General features: G+C 61.0%; 24 protein-coding genes and 2 pseudogenes. 14 read left to right on the forward strand and 12 right to left on the reverse strand.

Annotated features, from left to right (window positions below; genetic code table 11):
- Positions 1–3 precede the first annotated feature (3 nt).
- Positions 4–1,212, reverse strand: a complete 1,209-nt coding sequence (locus tag B7H23_RS03510) for a methionine gamma-lyase (protein WP_094075976.1) — start codon at positions 1,210–1,212, stop codon at positions 4–6.
- Between the two features lie 108 nt (positions 1,213–1,320).
- Between B7H23_RS03510 and B7H23_RS03515 the strand changes: the two genes are divergently transcribed.
- A complete protein-coding gene (locus B7H23_RS03515) occupies positions 1,321–1,791 on the forward strand; it encodes an Lrp/AsnC family transcriptional regulator (RefSeq protein WP_240534958.1) in 471 nt (156 codons plus the stop codon).
- A 119-nt stretch (positions 1,792–1,910) separates the two neighbouring features.
- On the opposite strand, the gene B7H23_RS03520 is transcribed toward B7H23_RS03515, so the two are convergent.
- Positions 1,911–4,355, reverse strand: a complete 2,445-nt coding sequence (locus B7H23_RS03520; RefSeq protein ID WP_158215754.1) for a methyl-accepting chemotaxis protein — start codon at positions 4,353–4,355, stop codon at positions 1,911–1,913.
- A gap of 684 nt (positions 4,356–5,039) precedes the next feature.
- On the opposite strand from B7H23_RS03520, the gene B7H23_RS03525 reads away from it, so the two are divergent.
- Complete coding sequence (locus B7H23_RS03525; RefSeq protein WP_094076856.1) at positions 5,040–6,326, forward strand: DEAD/DEAH box helicase; 1,287 nt, start codon at positions 5,040–5,042, stop codon at positions 6,324–6,326.
- Between the two features lie 105 nt (positions 6,327–6,431).
- On the opposite strand, the gene B7H23_RS03530 is transcribed toward B7H23_RS03525, so the two are convergent.
- Positions 6,432–7,847, reverse strand: a complete 1,416-nt coding sequence (locus tag B7H23_RS03530) for a helix-turn-helix domain-containing protein (RefSeq protein WP_094075978.1) — start codon at positions 7,845–7,847, stop codon at positions 6,432–6,434.
- A gap of 114 nt (positions 7,848–7,961) precedes the next feature.
- Here B7H23_RS03530 and B7H23_RS03535 point away from each other — a divergent pair, with 114 nt between their 5' ends.
- The 6 genes and pseudogenes from B7H23_RS03535 (at position 7,962) to B7H23_RS16315 (ending at position 12,896) form a co-directional block, all read left to right on the forward strand.
- The gene (locus tag B7H23_RS03535) at positions 7,962–9,494 is read left to right on the forward strand and encodes an acyl-CoA carboxylase subunit beta (protein WP_094075979.1); all 1,533 of its coding nucleotides are present in this window, start codon (positions 7,962–7,964) and stop codon (positions 9,492–9,494) included.
- A complete protein-coding gene (locus B7H23_RS03540) occupies positions 9,494–10,369 on the forward strand; it encodes an Abi-alpha family protein (RefSeq protein WP_094075980.1) in 876 nt (291 codons plus the stop codon). The genes B7H23_RS03535 and B7H23_RS03540 overlap by 1 nt, the downstream gene beginning before the upstream one ends.
- A 71-nt stretch (positions 10,370–10,440) precedes the next feature.
- Complete coding sequence (locus B7H23_RS03545; protein ID WP_094075981.1) at positions 10,441–10,818, forward strand: hypothetical protein; 378 nt, start codon at positions 10,441–10,443, stop codon at positions 10,816–10,818.
- A pseudogene (locus B7H23_RS03550) lies at positions 10,815–11,928 on the forward strand (acetyl-CoA carboxylase biotin carboxylase subunit); the annotation flags it as partial. The gene B7H23_RS03545 and the pseudogene B7H23_RS03550, both read left to right, overlap by 4 nt.
- Before the next feature lie 110 nt (positions 11,929–12,038).
- Positions 12,039–12,170 (forward strand): annotated as a pseudogene (locus tag B7H23_RS16365) (hypothetical protein); the annotation flags it as partial.
- A gap of 6 nt (positions 12,171–12,176) precedes the next feature.
- Positions 12,177–12,896, forward strand: coding sequence for a biotin/lipoyl-containing protein (locus B7H23_RS16315; protein WP_476703824.1), 720 nt, complete (start codon positions 12,177–12,179; stop codon positions 12,894–12,896).
- 15 nt (positions 12,897–12,911) lie between these two features.
- Here B7H23_RS16315 and B7H23_RS03555 read toward each other — a convergent pair whose 3' ends face one another.
- The 6 genes from B7H23_RS03555 to rpmI form a co-directional block, all read right to left on the reverse strand.
- Positions 12,912–13,439: a DUF421 domain-containing protein gene (locus tag B7H23_RS03555; RefSeq protein ID WP_094075983.1), complete on the reverse strand. Its 528-nt coding sequence runs from the start codon at positions 13,437–13,439 to the stop codon at positions 12,912–12,914.
- Positions 13,440–13,513: 74 nt separating this feature from the next.
- Complete coding sequence (locus tag B7H23_RS03560) at positions 13,514–13,918, reverse strand: hypothetical protein (protein ID WP_094075984.1); 405 nt, start codon at positions 13,916–13,918, stop codon at positions 13,514–13,516.
- An 82-nt stretch (positions 13,919–14,000) separates the two neighbouring features.
- Entirely contained in the window at positions 14,001–14,405 is a 405-nt protein-coding gene (locus tag B7H23_RS03565) for a GFA family protein (RefSeq protein ID WP_094075985.1), read from the reverse strand.
- Positions 14,402–15,490: a phenylalanine--tRNA ligase subunit alpha gene (pheS, locus tag B7H23_RS03570; RefSeq protein WP_094076857.1), complete on the reverse strand. Its 1,089-nt coding sequence runs from the start codon at positions 15,488–15,490 to the stop codon at positions 14,402–14,404. Before pheS ends, B7H23_RS03565 begins: the two co-directional genes overlap by 4 nt.
- Before the next feature lie 132 nt (positions 15,491–15,622).
- A complete protein-coding gene (rplT, locus tag B7H23_RS03575; RefSeq protein ID WP_094075986.1) occupies positions 15,623–16,027 on the reverse strand; it encodes a 50S ribosomal protein L20 in 405 nt (134 codons plus the stop codon).
- Between the two features lie 36 nt (positions 16,028–16,063).
- Positions 16,064–16,264, reverse strand: a complete 201-nt coding sequence (rpmI, locus tag B7H23_RS03580; protein ID WP_094075987.1) for a 50S ribosomal protein L35 — start codon at positions 16,262–16,264, stop codon at positions 16,064–16,066.
- 296 nt (positions 16,265–16,560) lie between these two features.
- Here rpmI and B7H23_RS03585 point away from each other — a divergent pair, with 296 nt between their 5' ends.
- The 3 genes from B7H23_RS03585 (at position 16,561) to B7H23_RS03595 (ending at position 19,825) form a co-directional block, all read left to right on the forward strand.
- Complete coding sequence (locus B7H23_RS03585; RefSeq protein WP_094075988.1) at positions 16,561–16,956, forward strand: response regulator; 396 nt, start codon at positions 16,561–16,563, stop codon at positions 16,954–16,956.
- Positions 16,956–18,611 (forward strand): sensor histidine kinase, encoded by a 1,656-nt coding sequence (locus tag B7H23_RS03590; protein ID WP_094075989.1) that lies wholly within the window; start codon positions 16,956–16,958, stop codon positions 18,609–18,611. The genes B7H23_RS03585 and B7H23_RS03590 overlap by 1 nt, the downstream gene beginning before the upstream one ends.
- A 110-nt stretch (positions 18,612–18,721) precedes the next feature.
- On the forward strand, positions 18,722–19,825 hold the full coding sequence (locus B7H23_RS03595) for an alkene reductase (RefSeq protein WP_094075990.1): 1,104 nt from the start codon (positions 18,722–18,724) through the stop codon (positions 19,823–19,825).
- Positions 19,826–19,889: 64 nt separating this feature from the next.
- Here the strand turns inward: B7H23_RS03595 and B7H23_RS03600 are convergent, their stop codons facing one another.
- From B7H23_RS03600 to infC, 3 genes are all read right to left on the reverse strand, one after another.
- A complete protein-coding gene (locus tag B7H23_RS03600; RefSeq protein ID WP_158215755.1) occupies positions 19,890–21,719 on the reverse strand; it encodes a methyl-accepting chemotaxis protein in 1,830 nt (609 codons plus the stop codon).
- Between the two features lie 43 nt (positions 21,720–21,762).
- The gene (locus B7H23_RS03605) at positions 21,763–22,344 is read right to left on the reverse strand and encodes a hypothetical protein (RefSeq protein ID WP_094075992.1); all 582 of its coding nucleotides are present in this window, start codon (positions 22,342–22,344) and stop codon (positions 21,763–21,765) included.
- A 378-nt stretch (positions 22,345–22,722) separates the two neighbouring features.
- A complete protein-coding gene (infC, locus tag B7H23_RS03610) occupies positions 22,723–23,259 on the reverse strand; it encodes a translation initiation factor IF-3 (RefSeq protein WP_205320007.1) in 537 nt (178 codons plus the stop codon).
- 178 nt (positions 23,260–23,437) lie between these two features.
- Here infC and B7H23_RS03615 point away from each other — a divergent pair, with 178 nt between their 5' ends.
- The 3 genes from B7H23_RS03615 (at position 23,438) to B7H23_RS03625 (ending at position 25,151) form a co-directional block, all read left to right on the forward strand.
- A complete protein-coding gene (locus B7H23_RS03615) occupies positions 23,438–24,214 on the forward strand; it encodes an alpha/beta hydrolase (RefSeq protein WP_094075993.1) in 777 nt (258 codons plus the stop codon).
- A 136-nt stretch (positions 24,215–24,350) separates the two neighbouring features.
- Positions 24,351–24,803 carry a DUF2852 domain-containing protein gene (locus B7H23_RS03620; protein ID WP_094075994.1) on the forward strand — a complete coding sequence of 151 codons (453 nt, stop codon included), beginning with the start codon at positions 24,351–24,353 and terminating at the stop codon, positions 24,801–24,803.
- 87 nt (positions 24,804–24,890) lie between these two features.
- Entirely contained in the window at positions 24,891–25,151 is a 261-nt protein-coding gene (locus B7H23_RS03625; protein ID WP_094075995.1) for a hypothetical protein, read from the forward strand.
- Positions 25,152–25,176 lie beyond the last annotated feature (25 nt).

Below are 25,176 nucleotides of genomic sequence, written 5' to 3' on the forward strand. Positions count from 1 at the left end.
TGTTTACGCGGCGGAGGCCGCCGCCGGCGCGTCCAGCGCCCGGGTCAAATCCGCCAGAATGTCCTCAACCTCTTCCAGCCCGACCGAAAGGCGGATCAGCCCTTCGGAAATGTCATGCGCGGCGCGCTCTTCAGGGGTGTAGGTCGAATGCGTCATGCTGGCGGGATGCTGGATAAGACTTTCGGTATCGCCAAGGCTGACCGCCCGACGGATCAATTGCAGGCGGTTCATCATGGCCGCCGCGGCAGAAAACCCGTCTTTCAGTTCAAATGCAATCATCGCTCCGAAACCCGGCATCTGACGCGTGGCCAGTTCGTGCTGCGAAAAGGTTTCCAGGCCAGGATAATGTACTTCGCCGATCGCCGGATGATCGGCCAGCGCCCGCGCAATCGTCATCGCGTTCTGGCAGTGCCGCTCCATGCGCAATTTCAGCGTTTTGAGGCCGCGCAGGACCAGCATGGCGTTGAATGGCGCCATGACCGCGCCTGTCATGTCCTTCATGCCGACAATGCGCGCTTCACCGATCTGCTCGGCCCGCCCGACCGCGATACCGCCGACGAGATCGCCATGGCCGCCCATATATTTTGTGGCCGAATGGACGACGATATCGGCGCCCAGTTCGATCGGGCGGGTTAGCACGGGCGTCGCATAGGTGTTGTCGACGACGACCATGGCGCCGGCCTCATGGGCGATGGCCGAGACCGCTTCGATATCGACAAGGCGCATATTCGGATTGGCAGGCGTTTCGAAATAGACCATGCGCGTTTTCGGCCCCATGGCCGCGCGCACTGCGTCGTGGTCCTTCAGGTCCACATGCGTAACTGTGACGCCCCATTTCGCCAGTCCGTGACGCATGAAGGCGAAGGTGCAGCCGTAAAGCGTCTTGTCGGTCACGATCTCATCGCCCGGCGACAGGAAGGTCCAGAGGACTGAGGTGATGGCGCCCATGCCGGACGACAGGGCAAGCCCCGCTTCGGCGCCTTCCAGATCTGCAACGCGTCGTTCGAGCAGATCGAGTGTCGGGTTGGAGATGCGCGAATAAAAGTGACCGGTGCGCTCGCCGGAAAACAGTGCGGCGCCATGCTCGACGGAATCGAATGCGAAGGTCGAGGTCAGATGCAGCGGCGGCGTCAGCGCGCCTTCATGGTCGGATGGCTGATAGCCGAGGTGAATGGCGCGGGTGGCGAAACCGTTCGAATGGTTCGGGTTCATGACAAGGCTCCTGCGAAATGAATTGTTGGCATGATCGCACAAAGCGCGTGGCATTTATCGTTAAATCATGCCAGCATAGATCTTCGAATTGGCATAACAGGCAGGAATATGGCTTCGGAACGTTCCATAGATTCCAAGGACCGGCAGATCGTCCGTGCGCTCCAACAGGACGGGCGGCTCAGCAATATCGATCTGGCGGAGCGGGTGAACCTGTCGCCCTCGCCCTGCCTGCGGCGGGTCCGACTGCTGGAAGAGGGCGGCGTCATCCAGGGCTATAGCGCGGTCGTCGATCCGAAGGCGGTCGGTCTTCGCATCACCGCTTTCATCCGCATCACGCTGGCGCGGCACGACCGGGAGGCCGTCGGCCGTTTCGAAGCGCAGGTTCAGACCATCGATGAAATCCTCGACTGCCATCTTCTGACAGGCGAAGCCGACTATCTGCTGCGCGTCATGGTCGCCGATCTCGATGCCTATGAGGATTTCGTGCGCGAGAGGCTACACGGTATCACCGGCATCAGTTCGATCACCACGAGCCTCGTTTTTGGTACCGTCAAGGCCTCGCGGGCGATGCCCATCTGACGGGACGGATCATCGCTCGGCAAAAGGCAATGGCGGCTCTTGCCGGAGCCGCCATTGCTTCACTCGGTCCCGCCTAATCCGATCCGGGACCTGTTGCATACTCGAGAAGCCAGCTGTCGCTAGAACTCGGCCCATTCCGCGTCGGCAGCGACAGCAGCCGAGCCCTTCGAGGAAAACGCGCCCGTCAGTTTATCGACGAGCTTTCGCGCCGGCGAAGCCTGCTGCTTCGCCTTGTCCTCATCGCTTGCATTGGTGGCGCGCGGAGCCCTCGAGGCGGGTTTCGTTCCACCGAACGCCTCTGCGGGCCTGCCGGACGATCCGTCTGAAAGGCTGAATTCGCCGATCATGCGTGTCAGACTGTTGGCGTCGCCGGCCAGACTATGAGACACGGCGGTCGTCTCTTCGACCATGGCGGCGTTCTGCTGCGTTACCTCGTCGATCTGCCCGACAGCGCTATTGATCTCCTGAACGCCGGTAAGCTGTTCGTTCGAAGCGGTCGCGATAGCGGAGATGCGCCCGTCGATCTCGGTGACGTGCTCTGCGATCTTCTCCAGAGCATCGCGCGTCGCACGGACGAGTTCACCACCATTGGCCACCCGCTCGCCGGACTTCGTGATCAGTTCCTTGATCTCCTTGGCGGCGACAGTGGTGCGCTGCGCCAGTTCCCGCACTTCCTGCGCGACCACGGCGAAGCCCTGCCCCGCCTCGCCGGCGCGCGCAGCTTCGACACCGGCATTCAGCGCCAGCAGATTGGTCTGGAAGGCGATGTCCTCAATCACGTCGATGATCGAGGCGATCTCCTTGCTCGCGGTTTCGATGTCCGCCATGGCGGTCGCTGCGCGCTGGACCACATCCGCCGACGTATCGGTATCGGTCTTGGCCAGTTTGGCTATCGACGTCATTTCACCGGCTCCGCGCGAACTTTCGCCGATGGTCGCCGTGATTTCTTCGAGCGCCGCCGATGTTTCTTCCAGTGCTGCTGCCTGCTGTTCGGTGCGCCGCGAAAGATCATCCGTTGCCGAACGCACTTCCTGCGCGTTGGAATCAAGCGTGGAGGAGATGTCGCGAATGCCGCCAAGGGTCTGGTTCAGCTTCTCCACCGAGCTGTTGAAGTTCAAACGCAGGCCGTCCAGATTCTCCATGAAAGGCCGGTCCAGCCGAACGGTCAGATTGCCATCGGCCAAAGCGGTCAGACCGCCCCCCAGGGCGTCGACGGCTTCCTGCATCCGCGCGGTTTCCTCCGCCTTGGCTGCCTCGCGTTCGGCGCGTTCCTTTTCGGAAAGGGACCGATTGTCCTCCGCCTCGGCCTCCAGACGCGCCTTGTCGATAGCCGCATCGCGGAACACGGCGACCGAGCGCGCCATGTCACCGATTTCGTCCCTGCGGTCCTGTTCCGGCTCGATGCGCGTATCGCCATCGGCCAGATCCTTCATCTGCCCGACCAGCAGGGCAATGGGCCGGGACAGGCTTCTGGCGAACATGACGGCAAGTGCGATTGCGATTGCCAGCACAGCCAGCGCGATCATGGCAATGGTATTGCGCAGCGACGCGATCCCCTTGAGAATCTCCGCGTCGTCCATGATTGCACCGACGGTCCAGCGGGCATTGGCGAACGGCACTTCCGCCAAAGCGATATCGGCGTGCATGTCGCGATAGCCATCGAATTCCGCCGTCACGATATTATCCGGTGACAGTTCCTCGATTCCCGGCACATTCAGGCGGACCTTCAGCGTCTCATCCACTTCGGTCTTCATCGAGTCGGTCAGGATCATGCCGTCGGCCTTGATGAGAAGGGTCTCGCCCGTTTCGCCAAGGCCAGTCGTTCCCGACAACAGGGCAGCGATCTTTTCAACCGGCAATTGAAGGGCGAGTACGCCGACCTTCTGGCCTTCGAAGTCGACGATAGGGGTCGCCATGAAGGTCGCAGGCGCACCGTCGGAGGGGCCGTAGGGTGCAAAATCGTCGAAGGCGAACTTGTTATTCGTCTCCAGTTCCATCGCCGCGCGATAAGCCCGTCCGAGGCCGGAGCTGGCCCATTCCCCTTCGATGAGATTGGTCGAGAAATCACGTTCCTTGAACACGGAGTAGACGACGTCGCCTTCCTTGTTGAAGAGGAAGATGTCGTAATAGCCGTGATCCTTCAGGTGCTCGCGAAATCCCGGATGATACTTCCTGTGAAGCGAATCGTACTGATCGCCGCTTTCTGCAAAGAGCAATTCGTCCTTCTGGCCGACCGCGTTAGGATTGCCGGTGATGTAGCGGTCCTGAAGAATGGCCTTCGGATCATCGCCGACCTGAACCCAGCTGCTGCTGAAATATTTGACGGCATTGATGGTATCGCGGTTCGCCGACAGGCCCTTCAAATCGAGGCGAACCGCCTCGAGATAACTCTGCAGCTGATTGCGGCGACCATCGGCGATCGCACTCAGCCGATCAAAGGATTTCTCCTTCAGAGCCGATGACGATATGACGATGGCGGCTCCGCTGACGGCGACAATGGCGAACAGGGTAAGCAGGGTCGCAGCGATCGCAAGACGCGCGCCGATACGAAATCGTGAGAGCATGACGACACTCGCAGAAGTTGTTGCCATCATGGCTTCGGGACCGGCTTTCATGCCGATTTCAGGCACCCAACATTTCACCATCGAGCTTAATCGAGTGTTAATCCTGTCGCGGAATTCGTTCAGGTGACGACAAAATATCTAGACCGACCGGTCTTACAACCATTTATTTTCTATAAACAATTGCCATTTTTCAATTGATCGCCAATGCGTTACGCGCCGCTTTACCGAAGAGCCGCTTCGATCCGCGCTCGATAGGATGCCAGTACGTTCAATCTTCAGACGATCGTCTGCGCACAGCCCTACGAGAAGAGGCGCCCTCTCGGAAAAGTTGTTCCGTTCGCCATGTCTTTCGAATCCGTTCCCGCCTTACGAGGGCACGACGGTCGTCCTCGCCGGACATCATCGGCGGCGGTACTCCTTGACATCGCCGGTCTTATGACGCATCTGAGCGCCGTACCGCGCTGCCGCGTGAGTAAGCCGCGCCTTCAGATTTCTTTGTCGGGCGCATCGGTACACTTTCCCAGATCCCCATCACGCAGGGTTCTTACGGTCGAGCCGCAACGCACAGGATTCCCCTGTGACTGCCGAGGCTTCGCCGCACCCTCGCGTGCCGTAAACCATCACGGCACATCACACCGGATTCGTGTGCGCAATAATGCGTGCGCATTCCGCAAAGGATATGATTTGACTGATTTTACTTCGCTCGGCCTCGCTCCCGCGCTGGTCAAGACCCTTCAGCATTCCGGTTTTACCGAGCCGACGCCGATCCAGAGCCAGGCCATTCCGCTGGCGCTCGAAGGCCATGATATTATGGGCCTCGCCCAGACCGGCACCGGCAAGACGCTGGCCTTCGGCCTGCCACTGATGGACAAGCTGTTGCGCATTCATGGTAAGCCGGAGAGCAAGTCGGTCCGCGCCCTTGTTCTGGCGCCGACCCGCGAACTGGTTAACCAGATCGCCGAGAGTCTTCGGGCCTACACGAAATCCACGCCGATCAAGATCAACACCGTTGTCGGCGGCCAGTCGATCGGCCGCCAGATCGGCATGCTGAACCGTGGCAGCGACATCGTGGTCGCCACGCCCGGCCGCCTCATAGATCTGATGGAGCGCAATGCGGTGCGGCTCGACACCGTGCGCTTCCTCGTGCTCGACGAAGCGGACCAGATGCTCGATCTCGGTTTTATCCATGCGCTGCGAAAGATTGCCGCGAAGCTGGGCCAGCCGCGGCAGACCATGCTGTTTTCGGCGACCATGCCGAAGCAGATGGAAGAGATCAGCCGCGCCTATCTGAAGGATCCGAAGCGTGTGCAGGTTTCCGTGTCCGGCAAGGCCGCCGACAAGGTAACCCAGAGCGTGCACTTTCTGGACAAGCGTCAGAAGCCGGCGACGCTTCGCCAGATTCTCTCCGCCAATCCCGATGCGTCCTCCATCGTCTTCGCCCGCACCAAGCACGGCGCGGAAAAGCTGATGAAGCAGCTTGTGGCCGACGGCTACAATGCCGCCTCGATCCATGGCAACAAGAGTCAGGGCCAGCGCGACCGCGCCATCCGTGCATTCCGCGGCGGCGAAACCAATGTTCTGGTCGCGACCGATGTGGCCGCCCGTGGCATCGACATTCCGGGCGTGACTTACGTCATCAATTACGAACTGCCCGATACGCCGGAAAACTATGTGCACCGGATCGGCCGAACGGCCCGCGCCGGCCGCGAAGGCGAGGCCATCGCTCTTTGCTCATCCGACGAGATCGGCCAGCTTCGTCAGATCGAAAAGGTCATGAAGGCGTCCATTCCGCTCGCCGAAGGGTCCGCCCCGGAGCCCGCGCCCACTTCCACCGGTAAGCCGGCTGGACGCGGTGGCCCGAAGAAGGGCGGCAAGCCGCGCCATCGTGGCGACCGGCAGCAGCCGCGTTCGGAGCAGCAGCGTCCGCCGAACAGGAAGCCGCGCCGCACGCGCCGCAGCCGCGCCGCGTAACGAAACCGAAGCCAGCCGGCGGGTTCATCCCGCCGGCTGGACGACCGCTTTGTCAGACGATGGGCCCTGCCGACCGGTTGGGCTATGGTTGGTACGCCAGCCACATTAGAAGCTGTAGGGCAATTGACCGCGACGGTTCGGCTCCACCGTCAGCCGTCGCTTGAGTGGCGGTACGGCACGCTGATGACAATCGACCCGTTCGCAAATCCGGCACGACACGCCGATCGGTTCGAACGCCGTATCCCGCACTAAATCGAGATCGTCGGCATAGACGAGATGGCCTGCATGTTCGATCTCGCATCCAAGTGACAGCGCGTAGGTCTGCACCGGCGCGAAAAAGCCGGCCGACGGTTTGGTCACCACGGTTGCAAGGCACAGATAGCGGCGGCCATCCGGCGTCTCGGCAAGCTGGCGCAGAATGTCATTGGGGTTTTCGAAGGCGCGGTGCACGTTCCAGAGCGGACAGGCGCTGCCGAAACGGGCAAATTGCAGCTTGGCGGCGCTGTGCCGTTTGGTGATGTTGCCAGCCCGGTCGACCCGCGCGAAGAAGAACGGAATGCCCTGCCGCCCGGGCCGCTGCATCGTAGACAGGCGGTGCGCGACCTGTTCGATACTCGCGCCGAACCGCTCGGCCAGCAGATCGAGATCGTGGCGCAATTCCTGCGCTGCGGTAAGGAAGCGCTCATAGGGCAGCAGCACCGCTCCGGCAAAATAATTGGCAAGCCCGATACGGCACACCGCAGCGGCGTCCTGCGAGCGGAAATCGGCACGCTCGACGACCGGGTCAATCAGCTCGCGATAGGCAACCAATCCGATCTGGTGGGCAATCTGAAAGGCGTTCGTTGCCGCACCGGAACGCGAATGAAGACGCAATAGGCGGCTTTTCTCATCGTAATGCCGCAGTGTGAACGGACCGCCGGCCGCGGTCTCGACGATCACGCGGATCCCGCATTGCCGCGCTGCATAATCGGCCAGCGGCATCAGCCGGTCGCGTCCCATTCCATCGAGTTGACCGGCCAGCGCTTCACCCGCCCGATCCAGCTCGTCGATGTAATTGCCGATATAGTGGAAGAAATCCCGAACTTCCTCGTAGGGCGATGGCTCGACCAGAGCGCCCCGGCGTTCGATCGTATCGTCCAGCGCGGCAAGGCGCTCGCCCGACTGGCGCAATGAGCGATGAAGCGAAAGCACCGCATGGGCAACCGCCGGCGCATTCTGCACCACTAGCTGGATGTCCTGCGACGCTGGCGGCTGGCCGTCGAAGGCCGGATCGGCGAAGGCTTCCGCCAGATCGGCGAGCAAGCGATCCTCATCGCCGCCAGCGAAATCGCGCATCTCCACCGAGAACTTGTCCGCCAGCGCCAACAGAACCGGCGCGGTGATATGGCGCTGATTGTTTTCCAGCTGATTGAGATAGCTCGTCGAAATGCCAAGACGCGTGGCAAAGGCCGCCTGTGTCAGGCCATGTTCCTGGCGAACCGTGCGGATCTTTCGTCCGACAAAGATCTTCCTGTCACGCATGTTTGCAAATTCGCTTTTTGCTGTTTGCAAAATTTCTATTTTCGCAACGCCACAATTTCAAGCCTGTTCTGCCACGATCCTTCGGCCTAGGCGGAAAGCAAGGGAGACTCACATATGCTGGAAATCATCGATCAACTTGAAAAGCGACGGGGCGAAGCGCGGCTCGGCGGCGGGCAGAAGCGCATCGACGCGCAGCACGGCAAGGGCAAGCTGACCGCGCGCGAGCGGCTCGACGTGCTGCTCGACGAAGGTTCCTTCGAGGAATACGACACGTTCAAGACGCATCGCTGTACCGATTTCGGCATGGAAACCCAGCAATATCCGGGCGACGGCGTCGTGACCGGCTGGGGCACGATCAGCGGCCGGCCCGTCTATGTCTTCTCGCAGGATTTCACCGTCTTCGGCGGCTCGCTCTCCGAGACCCATGCGGAGAAAATCTGCAAGGTGATGGATCTGGCTGTGCAGAACGGCGTGCCGCTCATCGGCCTCAACGATTCAGGCGGCGCGCGCATTCAGGAGGGCGTCGCCTCGCTCGGTGGCTATGCCGAAGTGTTCTGGCGGAACGTGCAGGCGTCTGGCGTGATCCCGCAAATCTCCGTCATCATGGGGCCATGCGCGGGCGGAGCGGTCTATTCGCCGGCCATGACCGACTTCATCTATATGGTGGAGGACTCCTCCTACATGTTCGTCACCGGCCCGGACGTGGTGAAGACGGTGACCAACGAGATCGTCACCGCCGAGGAGCTGGGCGGGGCCTCGACCCACACGAAGAAGAGTTCGGTCGCCGATGGCGCGTTCGAAAACGATGTCGAAGCGCTGATGGAAATCCGCCGGCTGTTCGACTTCCTGCCGCTCTCCCAGCGCGAGAAGCCGCCGGTCTACGCGACCGAGGACGATCCGCAGCGCCTGGAGATGAGCCTCGACACGCTCATCCCGGACAATGCCAACAAGCCGTACGATATGGGCGAGGTGATCCGCAAAGTCGCCGATGAGGGCGAGTTCTTCGAAGTGCAGAAGAACCATGCCGGCAGCATTCTGATCGGCTTTATCCGTCTGAACGGCTCGACCGTCGGCATCGTCGCCAATCAACCCATGGTGCTCGCCGGCGTGCTCGATATCGACAGCGCCAAGAAGGCGGGCCGCTTCGTCCGCTTCTGCGACGCCTTCAACATTCCGATCTTGACCTTTGTCGACGTGCCCGGCTTCCTGCCCGGCACGGCGCAGGAATATGGCGGCATCATCAAGCATGGCGCGAAACTCCTCTTCGCCTATGCCGAGGCGACCGTGCCGAAGGTGACGGTCATCACGCGCAAGGCCTATGGCGGCGCTTATGACGTGATGGCGTCAAAGCATATTCGCGCCGATGTGAACTATGCCTGGCCGACCGCGCAGATCGCGGTGATGGGCGCCAAGGGCGCGGCCGAAATCCTCTACCGCTCGGAACTGGGCGATCCGGAGAAGATCGCGGCGCGCACGAAGGAATATGAGGACCGCTTCGCCAATCCGTTCATCGCGGCGCAGCGCGGCTTCATCGACGAGGTGATCATGCCGCACTCGACCCGCCGCCGCATCATCCGGGCTCTGGAGATCCTGAAGACCAAGCAGGTCGAAGGCCCGACCAAGAAGCACGACAACATTCCGCTGTGATGAGTGACGAAGCAAAAAAATCGAACATCAACGTCGACCTCGGCCTCAGCGCTCGAGCCGAAATCAAGGGCGAAGTCCCATCCACCAGTATGGGCAGATTAGTTGATGCGCTCACGGATGCGATCCGGCCATTTACTGAGGCTCGTGGCCTAAGAGCTGATCAGGTTCGGCTACAGAGAGAAGATGTTCTCATCAAGATCGCGGAAAGAGCTCGCTCCCGAATGGCTAAGGAATCTGAGCGAGTTTCGCCGATCCCCCTAAGAGTGCTACAGCCGATACTGGAAAAGGCGTCCCTAACTGATCCGGATGACGAGCCCCTAGTAGAAACATGGGCGAACATCCTTCGATCAGCCTCGAAGAACGAACGGGCCAATCATATAATTTTCGCTGACATTTTATCTAAAGTAGATGTCTCTCACCTTGAATTGCTAAAATGTATTTGCAAGCCCAACGAAGGGGGTGCCGCAGACGCTTGCTTAGATTTACAAAGTGATCTCCGCACATTTTTGCCAGATCTAGTGCGTGATTCGACGCAAAAGGCCTCGCGTGGAGAACGTTCAGGCGACATCGCCGATAGTATGAGAGAAGATATCAGAAAGATTGTCGATCGGCGAGGCTCGGCCTTAGTAGCAGCGGGCGCCAATATTCGAACGCGAGATGAGGATAGATATTTTGAACTAGCAACTGGATTTCATATCGATAAATTTCCAGAAGATTTGGGTTTTGCCCTCGAAAGTTTAAACATCTTGAGAATAGCCGAATTCGATGAGGGTATCATAGGAAAAACTTCTATCTGGCTAACCGCTTACCAAATGACATTGTTCGGCCTGCAATTCTTTTATGCTGGGTATGATGGAACTGATATTTATAGATAAATCGATCATCGCTCGAACTGTTGGGAGGCTGATAACAGTTCTCATACCAATCTATCCGATCAGGTTCAATTATGCCCAAGCTTCCTGAAATGACCAAGCATCGCGGTTTTCCGTCCGGCCTGCCCGGCACGGGGCTTCAGTTCACCATTAGGCGCGCCAATCCGAAGGGCGTGGCGAAACTGTTTTCCAAGCGCCGGACGGCGGATCGGCCGGCCATCGAGAAGCTGGCCGATACCGCCTTTCTGCACGCCATCTGGCGTCATTTCGGCACTGAACCGTTCGAGCGCGGCAATCTGGATGCGGGCCGTCTCAGCTGGGTCTTCGGCCAGGAAATCGTGCCGGCCGAGCACCCGTTCGATCCGGCCTCCTATCAGGCGCTTCTCCGGCTCGACGAGCCACTGGCGCGATCCACCCACCCCGAAGCCTTTGAGGATGTTCTGACAGTATGAGCAACAAGCCTTTCACAAAAATCCTCATCGCCAATCGCGGAGAGATCGCCTGCCGGGTCATCAAGTCGGCGAAAAAGATGGGCATCGCGACGGTCGCGGTCTATTCCGACGCCGACCGCGACGCCGTGCATGTCCAGATGGCCGACGAAGCGGTGCATATCGGCCCGCCGCAGGCCAACCAGTCCTATCTGGTGCAGGACAAGATCATCGAAGCGTGCAAGTCGACGGGCGCGCAGGCCGTCCATCCCGGCTATGGCTTCCTGTCGGAGAACGCCAAATTCTGCGAGACGCTGGAAGCGGCCGGCATCATCTTCATCGGCCCCAAGCCGAAGGCCATTGAGGCGATGGGCGACAAGATCACGTCCAAGAAGCTGGCTCAGGAGGCCGGCGTTTCGACCGTGCCGGGCCATATGGGCCTGATCGAGGATGCGGCGGAAGCGGCGAAGATCGCCGCCGAAATCGGCTATCCCGTGATGATCAAGGCAAGTGCCGGCGGCGGCGGCAAGGGCATGCGCATCGCCTGGAACGATGACGAGGCGCGCGAAGGGTTCGAGCGGTCCAAATCGGAAGCGGCCTCCTCCTTCGGCGACGACCGCATTTTCATCGAAAAGTTCATCGAAGAGCCGCGCCATATCGAGATCCAGGTGCTGGCCGACAGCCACGGCAACACGCTCTATCTGAACGAGCGCGAATGCTCGATCCAGCGGCGCAATCAGAAGGTGATCGAGGAAGCGCCCTCGGCCTTCCTCGACGAAGAGACGCGCCGGGCCATGGGGCAGCAGTCGGTCGCGCTGGCAAAGGCGGTCGATTATGAGAGCGCTGGCACGGTGGAGTTCATCGTCGACAAGGACCGGAACTTCTACTTCCTGGAGATGAACACCCGCCTGCAGGTGGAGCATCCTGTGACGGAGCTGATCACCGGCGTCGATCTGGTTGAACAGATGATCCGTGTCGCAGCCGGCGAGAGGCTGGCGCTCACGCAGGACGATATCGGCATCGATGGCTGGGCGGTCGAAAGCCGGCTCTATGCCGAAGACCCGTACCGTAATTTCCTGCCCTCGATCGGCCGGCTGACCGCTTACGCGCCGCCGCCGGAAGGCCCGATTGGCGAACGCAGCGAGGGCGATCCCGTCTTCGAGGGTCCCGGCGGCTCAGCCATTGGCGGCGGTAAACCGGTTATCCGCAACGATACGGGCGTGACGGAAGGCTCGGAAATCTCGATGTTCTACGACCCGATGGTCGCGAAACTCTGCACATGGGCGCCGACGCGCGAAGAGGCGACCGACGCCATGGGCGACGCGCTCGACAGCTTCGTCGTGGACGGGATCGGCCACAATATCCCGTTCCTGTCGGCCATCATGGCGCATCCGAAATGGCGCTCCGGCGACATCACCACCAAATTCATCGAAGAGGAATATCCGGACGGGTTCGAAGGCGCCGAACCGCGCCAGAACGATCTGCGCGATCTCGCCATTGCCGCCGCCCTGATCCGCCGGCGCTCGGCCCGCGAACCGCTCGGTGAGACCACCGGCGGCAATCTGCATGTCGGCGGCGTACCGAAGGTGCTGGAAGTGTTCCTCGGCGATGAGCGCATCGCGGTCGAGGCCGAACCGGTCGATGGCGGCTTTGCGGTCACGGCCGATGGCGACGATCTCGGCACGGTGACGCTGGACTGGCGACGCGGCGTGGCGCTGGCGCGGCTGACCATCGATGGCACGGTTCGCTCGATCCGGGTCGACCCCGTCAGCGCCGGCTATCGGCTCCGCCATCGCGGTCTCGATCTTGTCGCCAAGGTCTATTCGCCGCGCGTCGCCGAACTTGCCGCGCTGATGCCGGTCAAGGAAGCGCCCGATACCTCGAACCTTCTGCTCTGTCCGATGCCGGGGCTGATTGTCTCGCTGATGGTGAAGGAGGGCGAAACCGTCCAGGCCGGTCAGGCGCTCGCCATCGTCGAAGCGATGAAGATGGAGAACGTGCTGCGCGCCGAACGTCAGGCGACGGTCAAACGGCTCGCGGTCGAGGAAGGCGACAGCCTGGCCGTCGACGAAACGATCATGGAGTTCGAAACGACCGCCTGAACCGGTCCGCCCGTTCTATTCGATACCCGAATCGTCCTTGCGCAATTTGCGCAGGGTCTGCGGTTCGTCGACGCCGTCCCGCCGCTTGATCACGGCGACATCGCCGGCCGATTCGATCGTCAGCGCCTCGACCTCGGAAAGATCGGCCACATCGTTCTGCCGCAGAAGCATGTCGATCTCCTCCTCGACCATCTGCTCCTTGCGCATATTGTCGCGTTGCATCTCTCCCTTCCGAACGAGCACCACCGGCGGCGATTTCAGCAGTTCGCGCACCCACTCGGATTTCAGGGCCGCCTGCGACAGCAGCCAGTCGATTGCGACGACGACGGCCATGGCGAGGCATCCCTCGACCACCGTGACATCCTTCAGAACGATCATGGAGGCCAGGATCGATCCGACCGTGAAGGTCAGGATCATGTCATACATGTTGAACTTGGCGACCGTGCGCTTGCCGGCCAGGCGCAGCAGGAAGATCAGCCAGGCAAAGCCGATGATCGCCGAAATGAGAATGCCGAGCGGGCCGGGATCGTTGTCATACCACATGCAATCTGCTCCTTATGCGGACTGCAAATCGCCCCGCAATGGGAAAAGGCCACCCCGGCCCGATCAAACAATTGTCAAGCGCGGAAGCCCGGCGCCTTGAAGAGCGCGCCCTTCGCCCAGGCATGCATGGCCCGATAAACCATCAGCGCGATGATGGCGAAGACGGTGTGAATGGCAAAAAGCGCCAGCCAGGAGAGATCGTTACCGCCGAAGAAGAGCCGCGCCAGAACGGACGGCACGACGATGCCGACCAGAAGCGAGAGGATCGCCGCGATGGATTTCGGCAGCGCCTTATAAAGAAACGGAAAGCTCGCCGTGACAGCAATGGCGACGACATAGCGCCCCCACATCACCATCAGGTCCTGAAAGGCCGCGCCGTCGGTGAAAATCGAGACGACCAGATTGGTCGCGACCGCGCCCAGAACGCCACCGGCGCCGATGGCAATAAAATCCGTGGCGATCATTCGTTTGGCGGCCATGACGCCCTTCCCTCTTCCACCCGTGACGATACACGAAATATCGGGCGGGTTCCGGCAAGGTAAAGGGCGCTATGCGCTGGTTTTACCGGTCGATCGTCGTCCTGTCGTGGCGCGGCAGATCGTCGTGAAGATCGAGCCAAACAATCCTCTCCGGATAGAAGGCATGGACCGTCGGCGCAAAGCGGTCCGGCGTCTCGAGCACGGCCGTGTAGAAATAGGTGCGTCCGTCCAGCCGCGCGTCCCGGTAGCCAATGGGCGAGCCGCAGGTGTCGCAGAAGAACCGGGTCACGGGCGGCTCGCCATATCGGCCGGAGGGCTCGCCGCGCCAGACGATCTCGCTGTCATGAACGCCGACAAAGGCGACCCCCGGCGCACCGGTCGCCCGGCGGCAATCCTCGCAATGGCAGTAGCTTGTAAAATGCGGCTCCGCCGTCAGTTCGAAGCTAACCGCGCCACAACGGCAGCGGCCGTTCGCGACCGACGTCAAGTTCGGCTCAGCCCGCCGAACAGGGTCGGCATGTCGAGCGGGCGGAAACCGTAATGGGCGAGCCAGCGCACATCGGCGTTGAAGTAGTCGCGCAGGTCCGGCATGCCGTATTTCAGCGTGGCGATGCGGTCGATGCCCATGCCCCATGCGAAGCCCTGATAGACGTCCGGGTCGAGACCGGCCATGCGCAGCACGTTCGGGTGCACCATGCCGCAGCCGAGAATTTCCATCCAATCGTCACCCTCGCCGAAGCGCACCTCTCCTGGCGTCGAACGGTCGCATTGGATATCGACCTCGAGGCTCGGCTCGGTGAAGGGGAAGAAGGACGGCCGGAAGCGCATCGCCACCTGATCGACCTCGAAGAAGGCCTTGCAGAACTCGCCCAGCACCCATTTCAGATTGGCCATATTGGCGCTCTCGTCGATTACCAGCCCCTCGACCTGATGGAACATGGGCGAGTGGGTGGCGTCGCTGTCCTGCCGATAGGTCTTGCCGGGAATGACAATGCGGATCGGCGGCTTCTGCTCTTCCATCGTTCGGATCTGCACGGGCGAGGTATGGGTGCGCAGCAGCTTCCTCTCGCCATTCTCGTCTGGCGGGAAGAAGAAGGTGTCGTGCATCTCGCGGGCCGGATGGCCTTCGGGGAAGTTCAGCGCCGTGAAGTTGTAGTAGTCGGTCTCGATGTCCGGACCTTCGGCGATGGCGAAGCCGAGATCGGCGAAAATGGCGGTGATCTCGTCGATCACCTGGCTGATGGGGTGAATACGGCCGACCTCCGCCGGTGAGGCATGCACCGGCAGGGTCACGTCGACCGTCTCGGATGCCAGCCGCGCCTCGATCGCCGCATCGCGCAAAAGACCCCGGCGCGCCATGATCGCATCGTTGATTTCGGTCTTGAGTGCGTTCAGCGCCGGACCGGCGCTCTTGCGCTCGTCCGGCGTCATCTTGCCGAGACCCTTGAGCAGTTCGGAGACGCGCCCCTTCTTGCCGAGCGCCGAGACGCGCACTTCTTCCAGCGCCGGCTCGTCCGCCGCCGCCTCCACCGAAGCGATGATTTCGTCGCGAAGCGCTGCGTAGTCGTCCATGAATTCGTCCATTGCTTACGGTGCCGGGCGGGTGGCCGGCGCGAAAAACCCGCGAACAGCCGAGCCATTCGCGGGTTTGTCCTGTCAGAAAGCGTAGCGCGGTTCAAGCCGCGCCGGCCGCCTCACCGACGCTTACGCGCCGACGGCGCGCTCATATTCGTTGGCGTTGCCGTCCTTGAGGTAGGACAACGCATCCTTGGCCTGGGCAACGACCGCAGCGAACGCATCGGGCTCGTGGATCGCCATGTCGGACAGAACCTTGCGGTCCATCTCGATGCCGGCCTTGTTCAGACCGTCGATCAGGCGGCTGTAGGACAGGCCGTGCTCGCGCGCGGCGGCGTTCAGGCGCTGGACCCAAAGCGCGCGGAAATTGCGCTTCTTGGTGCGGCGGTCGCGCGTCGCATACTGCATGGACCGTTCGACGGCCTGCTTGGCGATGCGGATGGTGTTCTTGCGACGACCATAGAAACCCTTGGCGGCCTTGATGGTCTTCTTGTGCTTGGCGTGCGACGTCACGCCTCTTTTCACGCGGGCCATATTCGTTCTCCTGCGTCAGTGTTTTCGGGAAAGGGATCAGCGATTGTACGGCATGAAGATCTTGACGAGCTTGGCATCCGGCTCGCTCAGCACCATCGTGCCGCGCGCATCGCGAATGAAGTCGTTCGACCGTTTGATCATGCCATGGCGCTTGCCGGCAGCCTGCGCCTTCACCTTGCCCCGTGCAGTCATCTTGAACCGCTTCTTGCAGGACGATTTCGTCTTCATCTTGGGCATTTTGCTCTCCTTTAATGGTGGGTGCGGCAATGTTCATCCACTGCCGGCCCTCAAAGCCGACCCGAAAGCGACGAACGATCGGGTTTAGCATTTCGAACCGCCACGGCATGCCCTGCCGGACGGCTCCGAACGCGGGCTCATAACGCGTGTTCGAGCCAGACGCAAGGCAAAATAGGCGGCGACAGCGCGCCGCGATCACCGGTCTTTTCATTCGATGCCGCGCTGCAAAAATAGTCTGGAACAACGCGGCCCACACCGCGTTTTGCTGTATCAACCAGTTCGATGTGATTTGAGTAATGGCAACAGCAACCCACCCATCTTTCGGCAATAGAAAAGCCGTGCTGATCGTCGAGGATGAACCGCTCCTTCTGATGGATGCGTCCGATATGGTCGCCGATGCGGGATATGAGCCTATCGAAGCCACCAGCGTGAGCGAGGCGCTCGCTATTCTTCGCCAGCGGGACGATATCGCCATCCTGTTTACCGATATCAATCTGGCCGGCAGTTCCGACGGGCTGGAGCTTGCCCGCGAAGTGACGCGCCGTTGGCCACCCATTGCGGTGATCGTCGCATCCGGTCGCCATTTTCTGGAGCCGTCCGCGCTACCGGGACGCGCCCGCTTCATGGCCAAACCCTATCTGCCATCAGACTTCAATCGAATGCTTGCCGATCTGACGCCTATGGCCATGTAATGTCGTCGTCTGATACCGCCGATGACAGCCATGCGGGTCGGGCAGGCAGCTTCTTTTCAGCAAGCGCCGAACGCGACAATGGCGACGGCCCTGCCAAAGGCTACCCCGTCCATGGGCCAAACGCTTCCGTCGAAGAACAGCTATCGCTGGTGCTCGAAGCCTCTCGCGTCATTGGATGGTGGGATTGGGACGTTCCGAACGATCGGCTTTATGCGGGTCGACAATTCGCCAATCTCTACGGCGTCGATCCCCTAGATGCGGAGCGCGGCGAACATCTTGCCAGCTTCATGGAGGGAGTCGACCCGCGCGACCGCGACCGGATCGCCAAAGCCGTCCAAAAAGCCGTCGATTGCTGCGGGCCGTTCCTCGAAGAGTATCGCATCGTTCGGCAAGATCACGACCATCGGCGACCGATATGGGTGATGGCGAGCGGCCATTGCTACGGCGATGAGGATGGCTCTGCGGTCCGTTTTCCCGGCGTCATCATGGAGATCACGAAGCGCAAGACGTCCGATATGCGCAAACAGGCCCTGATCGAACTTGGCGACAGGCTCCGCGACCTTCCCGACATGCAATGTATCGTCCGGGCAGCCGCAACCATTCTGGCCGATCTGCTATCGCCCGGTCGTGCGGGATTCGGCATTGTTGATAATGCTGCGAAGACCGTCTTCATTCCAACGGACTGGCACCGCGCCGACATGGAGAGCGTCGCCGGCACATATGATTTCAGCAGCTATGGCCCCGTTATCGAGGAACTGACGGCCGACAGGCTGGTGTTCATCGAGAATGTCGAGAAGGATGCCCGGACGGCAGGTTCAAAAGATGCTCTTGCGGATCTTGGCATCGTCGCCCTCCTCAACGTACCCATTGTGGAGCATGGCAAGCTGGTACTGGTTGCATTCGCCCATAATGACGGGCCCGTCGACTGGGATACGCACGATCTCAACTTCGTCCATGCCGTGGCCGACCGTGTTCAGGTTGCCCTTGCCCGGCTGCGAGCGGAAAACCGGCAGGAAATGCTGAACCGCGAACTTTCTCACCGGCTGAAGAACTCGCTGGCCATGGCGCAATCCATCGTGTCGCAGTCATTGCGCTCGGCCAGTGATCTGAAGACGGTAAAAGAGGATGTCGGACGACGCCTTTCGGTGCTGGGACGCGCGCATGAGATTCTTCTAAGCGGCTCTTCGGAAGAGGCCGATATTGCGATGGTCGCTCGAAACGCGCTGCTGCCATACCAGGAAGACCAGAAGCGCATCCACACCGAGGGTCCGCGAATTGCGCTTTCGGGACCGGCCGCGCTGTCACTGTCGCTGATCCTCCACGAACTGGCGACGAACGCGTTGAAGCATGGGTCTCTCAGCAATCCGGACGGCCATGTCGAACTTTGCTGGCGTAAAGAGGCATCCCCGAAGCCGCGCATGATTCTGCGGTGGACGGAGAAGGGCGGGCCTGCCGCCGCAGAACCGACCCGGCTCGGTTTCGGATCGCGCCTTATCCGCTACGGTATTACCGGTGCGACGGACCAGTCCATCTCGATGGACTACGCTCAAGAAGGGCTCGTCTGCGAATTGTCCGTCGCCATGGCCGAGATCACCGTGGACATGCCGGCCGATCCGACGACGGAGGTTCCTGCGGCGACGCCATCGTCCACCTGAACACGACGCACCGTCACCTTATCGAACGCCAGCCCGCTATCGTCAAACGCGGTGCGGAACCTTATCTGCCGGCATCATCAGACCTTTTCACGTCAATGAAGGATTCATTCATGGCCTCCACGCCATCACAGACGCTTTTTCAGCCTCACAAACTGGGCGATCTCATCGTGCCGAACCGTGTGTTCATGGCGCCGCTGACACGCAACCGAGCCCATGATGACGGAACGCCCTGGGAGGTGACCGCCACCTACTATGCCCAGCGCGCTTCCGCTGGCCTCATCGTTTCGGAGGCGACCCAGATCAACCCACTCGGCAAGGGCTACATCAAGACGCCCGGCATCTACACCGAGAGCCACGTCAAGGCATGGAAGGCCATTACCGATGCCGTTCACGCCGCTGGCGGACGCATCTACTGCCAACTCTGGCATGTCGGCCGCATCCGCCACGTGGACATCGAACCGAAGGGCGAACAGCCGGTGGCGCCCAGCGCCGCCCGGGCCGATGCGAAGACCTTCACCCATAACGGTTTCGAGGACGTGTCCGAGCCTCGCGCGCTATCGCTTGAAGAAATCGACCGGCTTGTCGAAGACTACGCCAACGCAACGCGTTGTGCGATGGAAGCCGGCTTCGACGGTGTTGAGATCCATTCGGCCAATGGCTATCTTCTGGACCAGTTTCTCCATACCGACTCGAACCGGCGGGAGGACGAGTATGGCGGCTCGATCGAAGACCGGTGCCGGCTGACACTTCGCGTCACCGACCGTGTCATTCAGGAAATCGGATCGAACAAAGTCGGCATCCGGCTGTCGCCGCTCGGCGAAGCCAACGATGTCGAAGAGGATGATCCGGTCTCGCTTTATTCTCATCTGGTGGCCGAACTGGACAAGCGCGAACTGGCCTATCTGCATTTCGTGGAGAGCTTTGCCGGGGCCGACCGGTCGAAGGAAAACGCCGAGATTCTACAGTCGATCCGCAAGCACTGGAACGGCTTCTATGTCGCCAATGGCGCGTACGACGTGGACCACGCAGCGAAATATGTCGATGAGGGCTGGTGCCATGCCGTGGCCGTCGGCCGCGACTTCCTGGCCAATCCGGACCTGCCGAGCCGCTGGCTGACCGGCGCGGCGTTGAACGAGCCCGATCAGGACACGTTCTATGGCGGGACGGAAAAGGGCTATACGGATTACCCCTTCGCCACACTCGGCCGCGACTAAGCGTTCAAGTAGCAAAGGCCGCCGGCATGAACGTCGGCGGCCTTTGTTTCATTTCAGCGCGCCATCAGGCCGCATGACGGCTGGAAACGCCGTCCAGATCGTCCTCGACCTCGGTATTCAGTTCAACACGGAAACGCGCGACAGCCTGTGCCAAGCCCTCGCTCTGGCCAGTCAAAGCCAGCGTCGCCGCGGTGGCCTCTTCCGACATAGCGGCATTCTGCTGGGTCACCTGATCGAGTTGGACGAGCGCTTCGTTCACCCGCTTCAGACCTGCGGCCTGCTCGCGGGAGAAGGCGGAAATGCCCTCCACGAGACCACTCATATCTCCCATACCATGAACGATGCGCTGTAGGGCGTCGCCAGTCTGGCGGACCAGCACCACCCCATCGTCGACCTGGCTGGATGAAACGGAGATCAGGCCCTTGATCTGCTTTGCCGCTTCGGCCGAACGCTGAGCCAGTTCGCGAACCTCCTGGGCGACAACGGCAAAGCCCAGACCCTTCTCGCCGGCCCTGGCGGCTTCGACGCCGGCATTGAGCGCAAGCAGATTGGTCTGGAAAGCGATCTCGTCGATCACACCGATAATATCCGAAATCTGTTTCGACGACTGCTCGATATCACCCATCGCAGACACGGCTCGCGAGACGATTTCACCACTCTCCTCCGCATCCGACTTCGCCTTGCTCATCGTGTTCGCTGCATCCTGCGCCCCGCGAGCGGCCTCGTCCACTTTGGCGGTGATCTCGGAGACGGTGGACGTGGTCTGTTCCAGCGTTGCGGCCTGCTTCTCCGTGCGGCTGGACAGGTCCGACGATGCGTTGGCAATTTCGGACATGCCCGATTTCAGCTTCGTGATGCCGCCGGAAACGTCGGCGATGGCCTCTTCGAGCTGGCCAACGGCGGCGTCGAAATCCTTGCCGAGGCGCTGATAGGCTGCCGGTAGATCATCGCCCACGCGGATCGTCAGATCGCCCTCCGCCAGGCGACGAAGGGCGAGACCGAGACAATCGGCCGCAACGGCGAGTTCCTGTGCCGAACGATCCCGCTCTTCGGAGCCGCGCTGGCGTTCCTTGTCGGCTGCTGCGCGCTGGCTGACGGCTTCGCCCTCCAGGCGAACCCGCTCATGTCCGGACTGACGTAGCAGTTCCAGCGCACGGCCGATCGTACCGATCTCGTCCTTCCGCCCACCGCACGGAACGGAAGAGTCCAGATCGCCACTTGTCAGTCCGTCAATGCGTTCCGCCACGGCGCGCAATGGCCGTGTCACCTGCCGGTTCACGACAGCGCCGATAACGCCGATGGTGATCAGAGCGGCGAGGCTGCCGACCAGAACGATGCTCCAGAACACGGTCATGGTCTGGGCTGCCATGAGCTCGGTGCCCCAACCGATAACGATATGGCCGAATACCTCATCGTCGCCCTCCTTGGTAACAGGAGAGGCGGTGATCATGAGATCGCCCGTGGTGAACGGTTCGCCGGACGCCATAATTGCCGCCGACGAGGCTTGAAAGGCGTCAAGCGCCTGTGTGGCCAGCGTTCCATCAGCCGGGTAGCTCGCCACGACCGTCCCATCCGGCGCGATGGCGACCACGGTCAGGATTTCCGATTCCTCGGTGATGAGCGGCTGATAGGTGTTCGATACCACATCCGCCTTCTGCCAGCGCATGGCGCCGGACACGCTCGATGCAAGCTGGTCGGTCACCACATTGCGCATCAAGCCCTGGGAATGTTCGTAGCCGTCGCGGACGATCGGGTAGTTGACGAGAGCCGTCACCAGGGCGCCGAGGGCGCAGACGACCGTGATGGTGCCGAGGATTTTCGCCAACAGGCTCCGGCGGAACGAAACCTCCCCGCCCGTTTCGTCCTGTTCACTTCCGCTTTTCAAATCGCTCATGCCCCACCTTTTCATGCAACTACCCGGTCGTCCGGACCTTTACTCAGAGATTGTCGACATTAATGCCAACGGTCACCGCGCCGATCGCTTCGCCCGACTGGGGATCGACAACGGTCTTGGAAACCTGTGACTGAAGCGTCTGCGAGGATTCATCCTCTTCGATCTCGTCGACGAAAACGGCATCCGCGCCGGCGCCGAAGCTCTTCTCGAACTTGGCTTCGTCGCCCTGCCAATAGTCCGAGGTCACGTCGCTCTGGCCGACATTCAGGCCCTTATTGTCCATCACGAAAACTTCGCTGATAAGACCGCCGGACTCCTCCTTGCGCTCCTTGAGGAACGCCGACAATTCATTGGTCAGGACCTCATCGATCATCGGCTTGCTGGATGCGCCGGTCTCTTCGCGCCATTTGCCGTCCATTGCGTCGATATCGGCCTGGGTGATACCGGCATGCGCCGCATTCTGGGCCTTCACCGCCTCGATCACGACCGGATCATCGAGCCAGCCATCGACGTTATCCGCCACATAAGCCTTGACAGGCGCGACGTGGGGGCCTTCCGCCGAAGCGATGGCCGGAAGGCCGATTGCGAAGACGGTTGTCAGAAGAGCGATGGAGATGCGGTTCATGGGGTGTCCTTTACTCACAATGGATATTCGGTTGGCTGTCGGGCATGACCCGTTGCTTGAGCGGCGCGATCGGTTTTCGCTCGCCGGGCGTTCGCGAATGCGAGCCGATACCGGCGTAGCCATCGGGCAACGGCCTCTAAGATCGTCGAACTTGAAGAGAGACATGCCGCGAAGCGGCTATCGAGACTGGGCTTCATGCCGCAGTGCGCAGGCACAACTTCCGTGTACCTGATCGGCACAATGGATATAGAAAGTTGAAATAGCACTAATGCCATGGCGCACCGCGCATCGACGGTGCGTTCGGCCCAACCGCCCAAACGAAAAGACCCGCCACGCTGCGCGCGGCGGGTCTTCGAACGTTCTCTTCGGCATTTCCGCCTAGCGCGGGGCCAGCACCATCATCATCTGACGGCCTTCCAGCTTGGGCTCGGCTTCGACCTTTGCGATCTCGACCGTGTCTTCCTTCACCCGGTTCAGCAATTCCATGCCGAGTTCCTGGTGCGCCATTTCGCGGCCGCGGAAGCGCAGCGTGACCTTGACCTTGTCGCCATTCTCGAAGAAGCGTCGCGCCGCCTTCATCTTCACATCGTAATCATGGGTGTCGATGTTCGGGCGCATCTTCACTTCCTTGATCTCGATGGTCTTCTGCTTCTTGCGCGCCTCAGACTTCTTCTTCTGCTGCTGATATTTCAGCCGGCCGAGATCCTGAATCTTGCAGACGGGCGGCTTGGCGTTGGTCTGCACCTCGACAAGGTCGAGGCCAGCCTCTTGCGCCATGCGGATTGCGTCTTCGGTGGGGACTTCCCCGCGATTTTCACCTTCGGCATCAATGACAATGACGGTGGGAACGCGGATTTCCTGGTTTGCGCGCGGGCCCTCTTTGGTGGGGGGTGGCGCTCGAAAAGGTCTGCGAATGGTCGTGGTCTCCTGAACCATTGAACTTACGAATTGCGTGCCGCCGGGCCGCGCCGAAGCGCATGCCATGACGACCTCTACCCATATAGGGATTGCCGATTGCCATGACGACGGTGGCTCTCCATAACACGGCCCGGACAGTATTTCACCCCAAAAGCGGAAGCGAGGGAATCGGCATATGTCGAAAGAGAGCGGTCAACTTTCCTTTGACGAGGTCGCCATCGCATGGCGGCGGGTCACGGGCGCATCGCCCACTTTCGTCTGGCTGGGCGGTTTCCGCTCCGACATGATGGGCACGAAGGCCCAGGCCATTTCCGACTATTGCGGGACGACCGGCCGCGCCTTCCTGCGCTTCGACTATTCCGGCCACGGCGAATCCGGCGGCGCGTTCGAGGACGGCACGATCTCCAAATGGCTTTCCGAAACACTGGCGGTGCTGGACGAACTGACCGATGGCCCGCTTATTCTCGTCGGCTCGTCCATGGGCGGCTGGATTGCCTTGCGCGCCGTGCAGGAGATGGCCGCTGCGAACAGGAGCGGCCGCATCGCAGGACTGATTTTGCTGGCGCCCGCGCCGGACTTCACGGCGCGGATGCTGGAGCATGAACTGACCGGCGAGGAAAAAGCGGTACTCGAAAAGACCGGCCGCCACGAAGTGCCGACACCTTACGGCCCCGATCCCAATGTCTTCACCAGAGCGCTGTTCGACGATGGGGAGAAGAACCGCGTGCTGACCGGCCCGATCGATACGCACTGCCCCGTCCATATCATTCAGGGCATGAACGATCCCGATGTACCCTGGCAGACGGCACAGGATCTGATGGAACGGCTGCCGTCCGACGATGTGACGCTCACCTATGTGAAGGATGGCGATCATCGGCTGTCGCGAGAGCAGGATATCGCGCTTCTGCTACGGGTTTGCGACATCATGGTCGAGCAAGTCGAAAACCCGTAATCGGCAAGTTCCCATCCGATTTCGGTCTGCGAAATCTTGAATCGGATTTCGTCAATTCCCACCTTTCAAGGCATAGAGGCCGCGTCCCCCGACATTCCGTTTTTGTGCGGCCACCCATGTGAAAGGATGGCTTTCGATGAAAACCAATGCCCTGATCCGTCCGGCCTGGACGCCCGCAACCATCGCGCTCATGATTATCGGCTTCATGCTGTGGTGGCCGCTCGGCCTCGCCATGCTCGCCTTCATTCTGTGGGGCGACCGGCTGGAAGCCTTCAGGACCGACGTCAACGGCGCGACCGACCGCGTCTTTGCCGGCTGCCGCCGCGCAGCCCGCGCCGCAGCGGCGCCCTCCACGGGCAATGTCGCTTTCGACGCCTGGCGCGACGAAGAGCTGAAGCGTCTGTCGGAAGAGCGCCGCAAGCTCGACGAGATGCGCAGCGAGTTCGATTCCCACATGCGCGAACTGCGCATGGCCCGCGACAGGGAGGAGTTCGATTCCTTCATGGCGGCGCGCCGCGAGCGCAAGACCGTCGAGCATGAGAAGGACGACAAGGCCGGCGAACTGCCAGGCGGCGCCTTCGCCAGCTAAATGCTGCCCGACATCAAGGAATGATAGGGGCCGGGTTCAAACGAACCCGGCCCTTCTTGTTCTTGGTTTGAGTGACACGGTGAGCATATGGACGAACCCGGACGTTTCACGATTTTCGTTATCCGAGCGGTTCTCGATGTCATAATCTACGTCATCGTTTCGAAGGTCTGGCGGGGCATTCAGAAACTCTTCTGGGTGCTGCTCACCTTCGACATCAGATATTTCCGGCGCGAGGCCAATGTCGGCCGCCCCAGCGACAGGGTGGTTGCATGGTCCAAGGTCCTGCCATTCGTGATCACGACCGCCCTTTTTCTGGCCGCGCTCCTGATGCGGACCGCAAATGGCTGAGCTGACACAAAAAGCTGTCAGTTCC

The sequence above is a fragment of the Notoacmeibacter marinus genome, from assembly GCF_002238045.1.
Lineage (GTDB): Bacteria > Pseudomonadota > Alphaproteobacteria > Rhizobiales > Rhizobiaceae > Notoacmeibacter > Notoacmeibacter marinus.

What these genes read in the sequence shown, in the direction of transcription:
- B7H23_RS03510 (WP_094075976.1), bottom strand. Translation starts at nt 1,212, where the DNA reads ATGAACCCGAACCATTCGAACGGTTTCGCCACCCGCGCCATTCACCTC.
- B7H23_RS03515 (WP_240534958.1), top strand. Translation starts at nt 1,321, where the DNA reads ATGGCTTCGGAACGTTCCATAGATTCCAAGGACCGGCAGATCGTCCGT.
- B7H23_RS03520 (WP_158215754.1), bottom strand. Translation starts at nt 4,355, where the DNA reads ATGCTCTCACGATTTCGTATCGGCGCGCGTCTTGCGATCGCTGCGACC.
- B7H23_RS03530 (WP_094075978.1), bottom strand. Translation starts at nt 7,847, where the DNA reads ATGCGTGACAGGAAGATCTTTGTCGGACGAAAGATCCGCACGGTTCGC.
- B7H23_RS03535 (WP_094075979.1), top strand. Translation starts at nt 7,962, where the DNA reads ATGCTGGAAATCATCGATCAACTTGAAAAGCGACGGGGCGAAGCGCGG.
- B7H23_RS03540 (WP_094075980.1), top strand. Translation starts at nt 9,494, where the DNA reads ATGAGTGACGAAGCAAAAAAATCGAACATCAACGTCGACCTCGGCCTC.
- B7H23_RS03545 (WP_094075981.1), top strand. Translation starts at nt 10,441, where the DNA reads ATGCCCAAGCTTCCTGAAATGACCAAGCATCGCGGTTTTCCGTCCGGC.
- B7H23_RS16315 (WP_476703824.1), top strand. Translation starts at nt 12,177, where the DNA reads ATGGCGCATCCGAAATGGCGCTCCGGCGACATCACCACCAAATTCATC.
- B7H23_RS03555 (WP_094075983.1), bottom strand. Translation starts at nt 13,439, where the DNA reads ATGTGGTATGACAACGATCCCGGCCCGCTCGGCATTCTCATTTCGGCG.
- B7H23_RS03560 (WP_094075984.1), bottom strand. Translation starts at nt 13,918, where the DNA reads ATGGCCGCCAAACGAATGATCGCCACGGATTTTATTGCCATCGGCGCC.
- pheS (WP_094076857.1), bottom strand. Translation starts at nt 15,490, where the DNA reads ATGGACGACTACGCAGCGCTTCGCGACGAAATCATCGCTTCGGTGGAG.
- rplT (WP_094075986.1), bottom strand. Translation starts at nt 16,027, where the DNA reads ATGGCCCGCGTGAAAAGAGGCGTGACGTCGCACGCCAAGCACAAGAAG.
- rpmI (WP_094075987.1), bottom strand. Translation starts at nt 16,264, where the DNA reads ATGCCCAAGATGAAGACGAAATCGTCCTGCAAGAAGCGGTTCAAGATG.
- B7H23_RS03585 (WP_094075988.1), top strand. Translation starts at nt 16,561, where the DNA reads ATGGCAACAGCAACCCACCCATCTTTCGGCAATAGAAAAGCCGTGCTG.
- B7H23_RS03590 (WP_094075989.1), top strand. Translation starts at nt 16,956, where the DNA reads ATGTCGTCGTCTGATACCGCCGATGACAGCCATGCGGGTCGGGCAGGC.
- B7H23_RS03595 (WP_094075990.1), top strand. Translation starts at nt 18,722, where the DNA reads ATGGCCTCCACGCCATCACAGACGCTTTTTCAGCCTCACAAACTGGGC.
- B7H23_RS03600 (WP_158215755.1), bottom strand. Translation starts at nt 21,719, where the DNA reads ATGAGCGATTTGAAAAGCGGAAGTGAACAGGACGAAACGGGCGGGGAG.
- B7H23_RS03605 (WP_094075992.1), bottom strand. Translation starts at nt 22,344, where the DNA reads ATGAACCGCATCTCCATCGCTCTTCTGACAACCGTCTTCGCAATCGGC.
- B7H23_RS03615 (WP_094075993.1), top strand. Translation starts at nt 23,438, where the DNA reads ATGTCGAAAGAGAGCGGTCAACTTTCCTTTGACGAGGTCGCCATCGCA.
- B7H23_RS03620 (WP_094075994.1), top strand. Translation starts at nt 24,351, where the DNA reads ATGAAAACCAATGCCCTGATCCGTCCGGCCTGGACGCCCGCAACCATC.
- B7H23_RS03625 (WP_094075995.1), top strand. Translation starts at nt 24,891, where the DNA reads ATGGACGAACCCGGACGTTTCACGATTTTCGTTATCCGAGCGGTTCTC.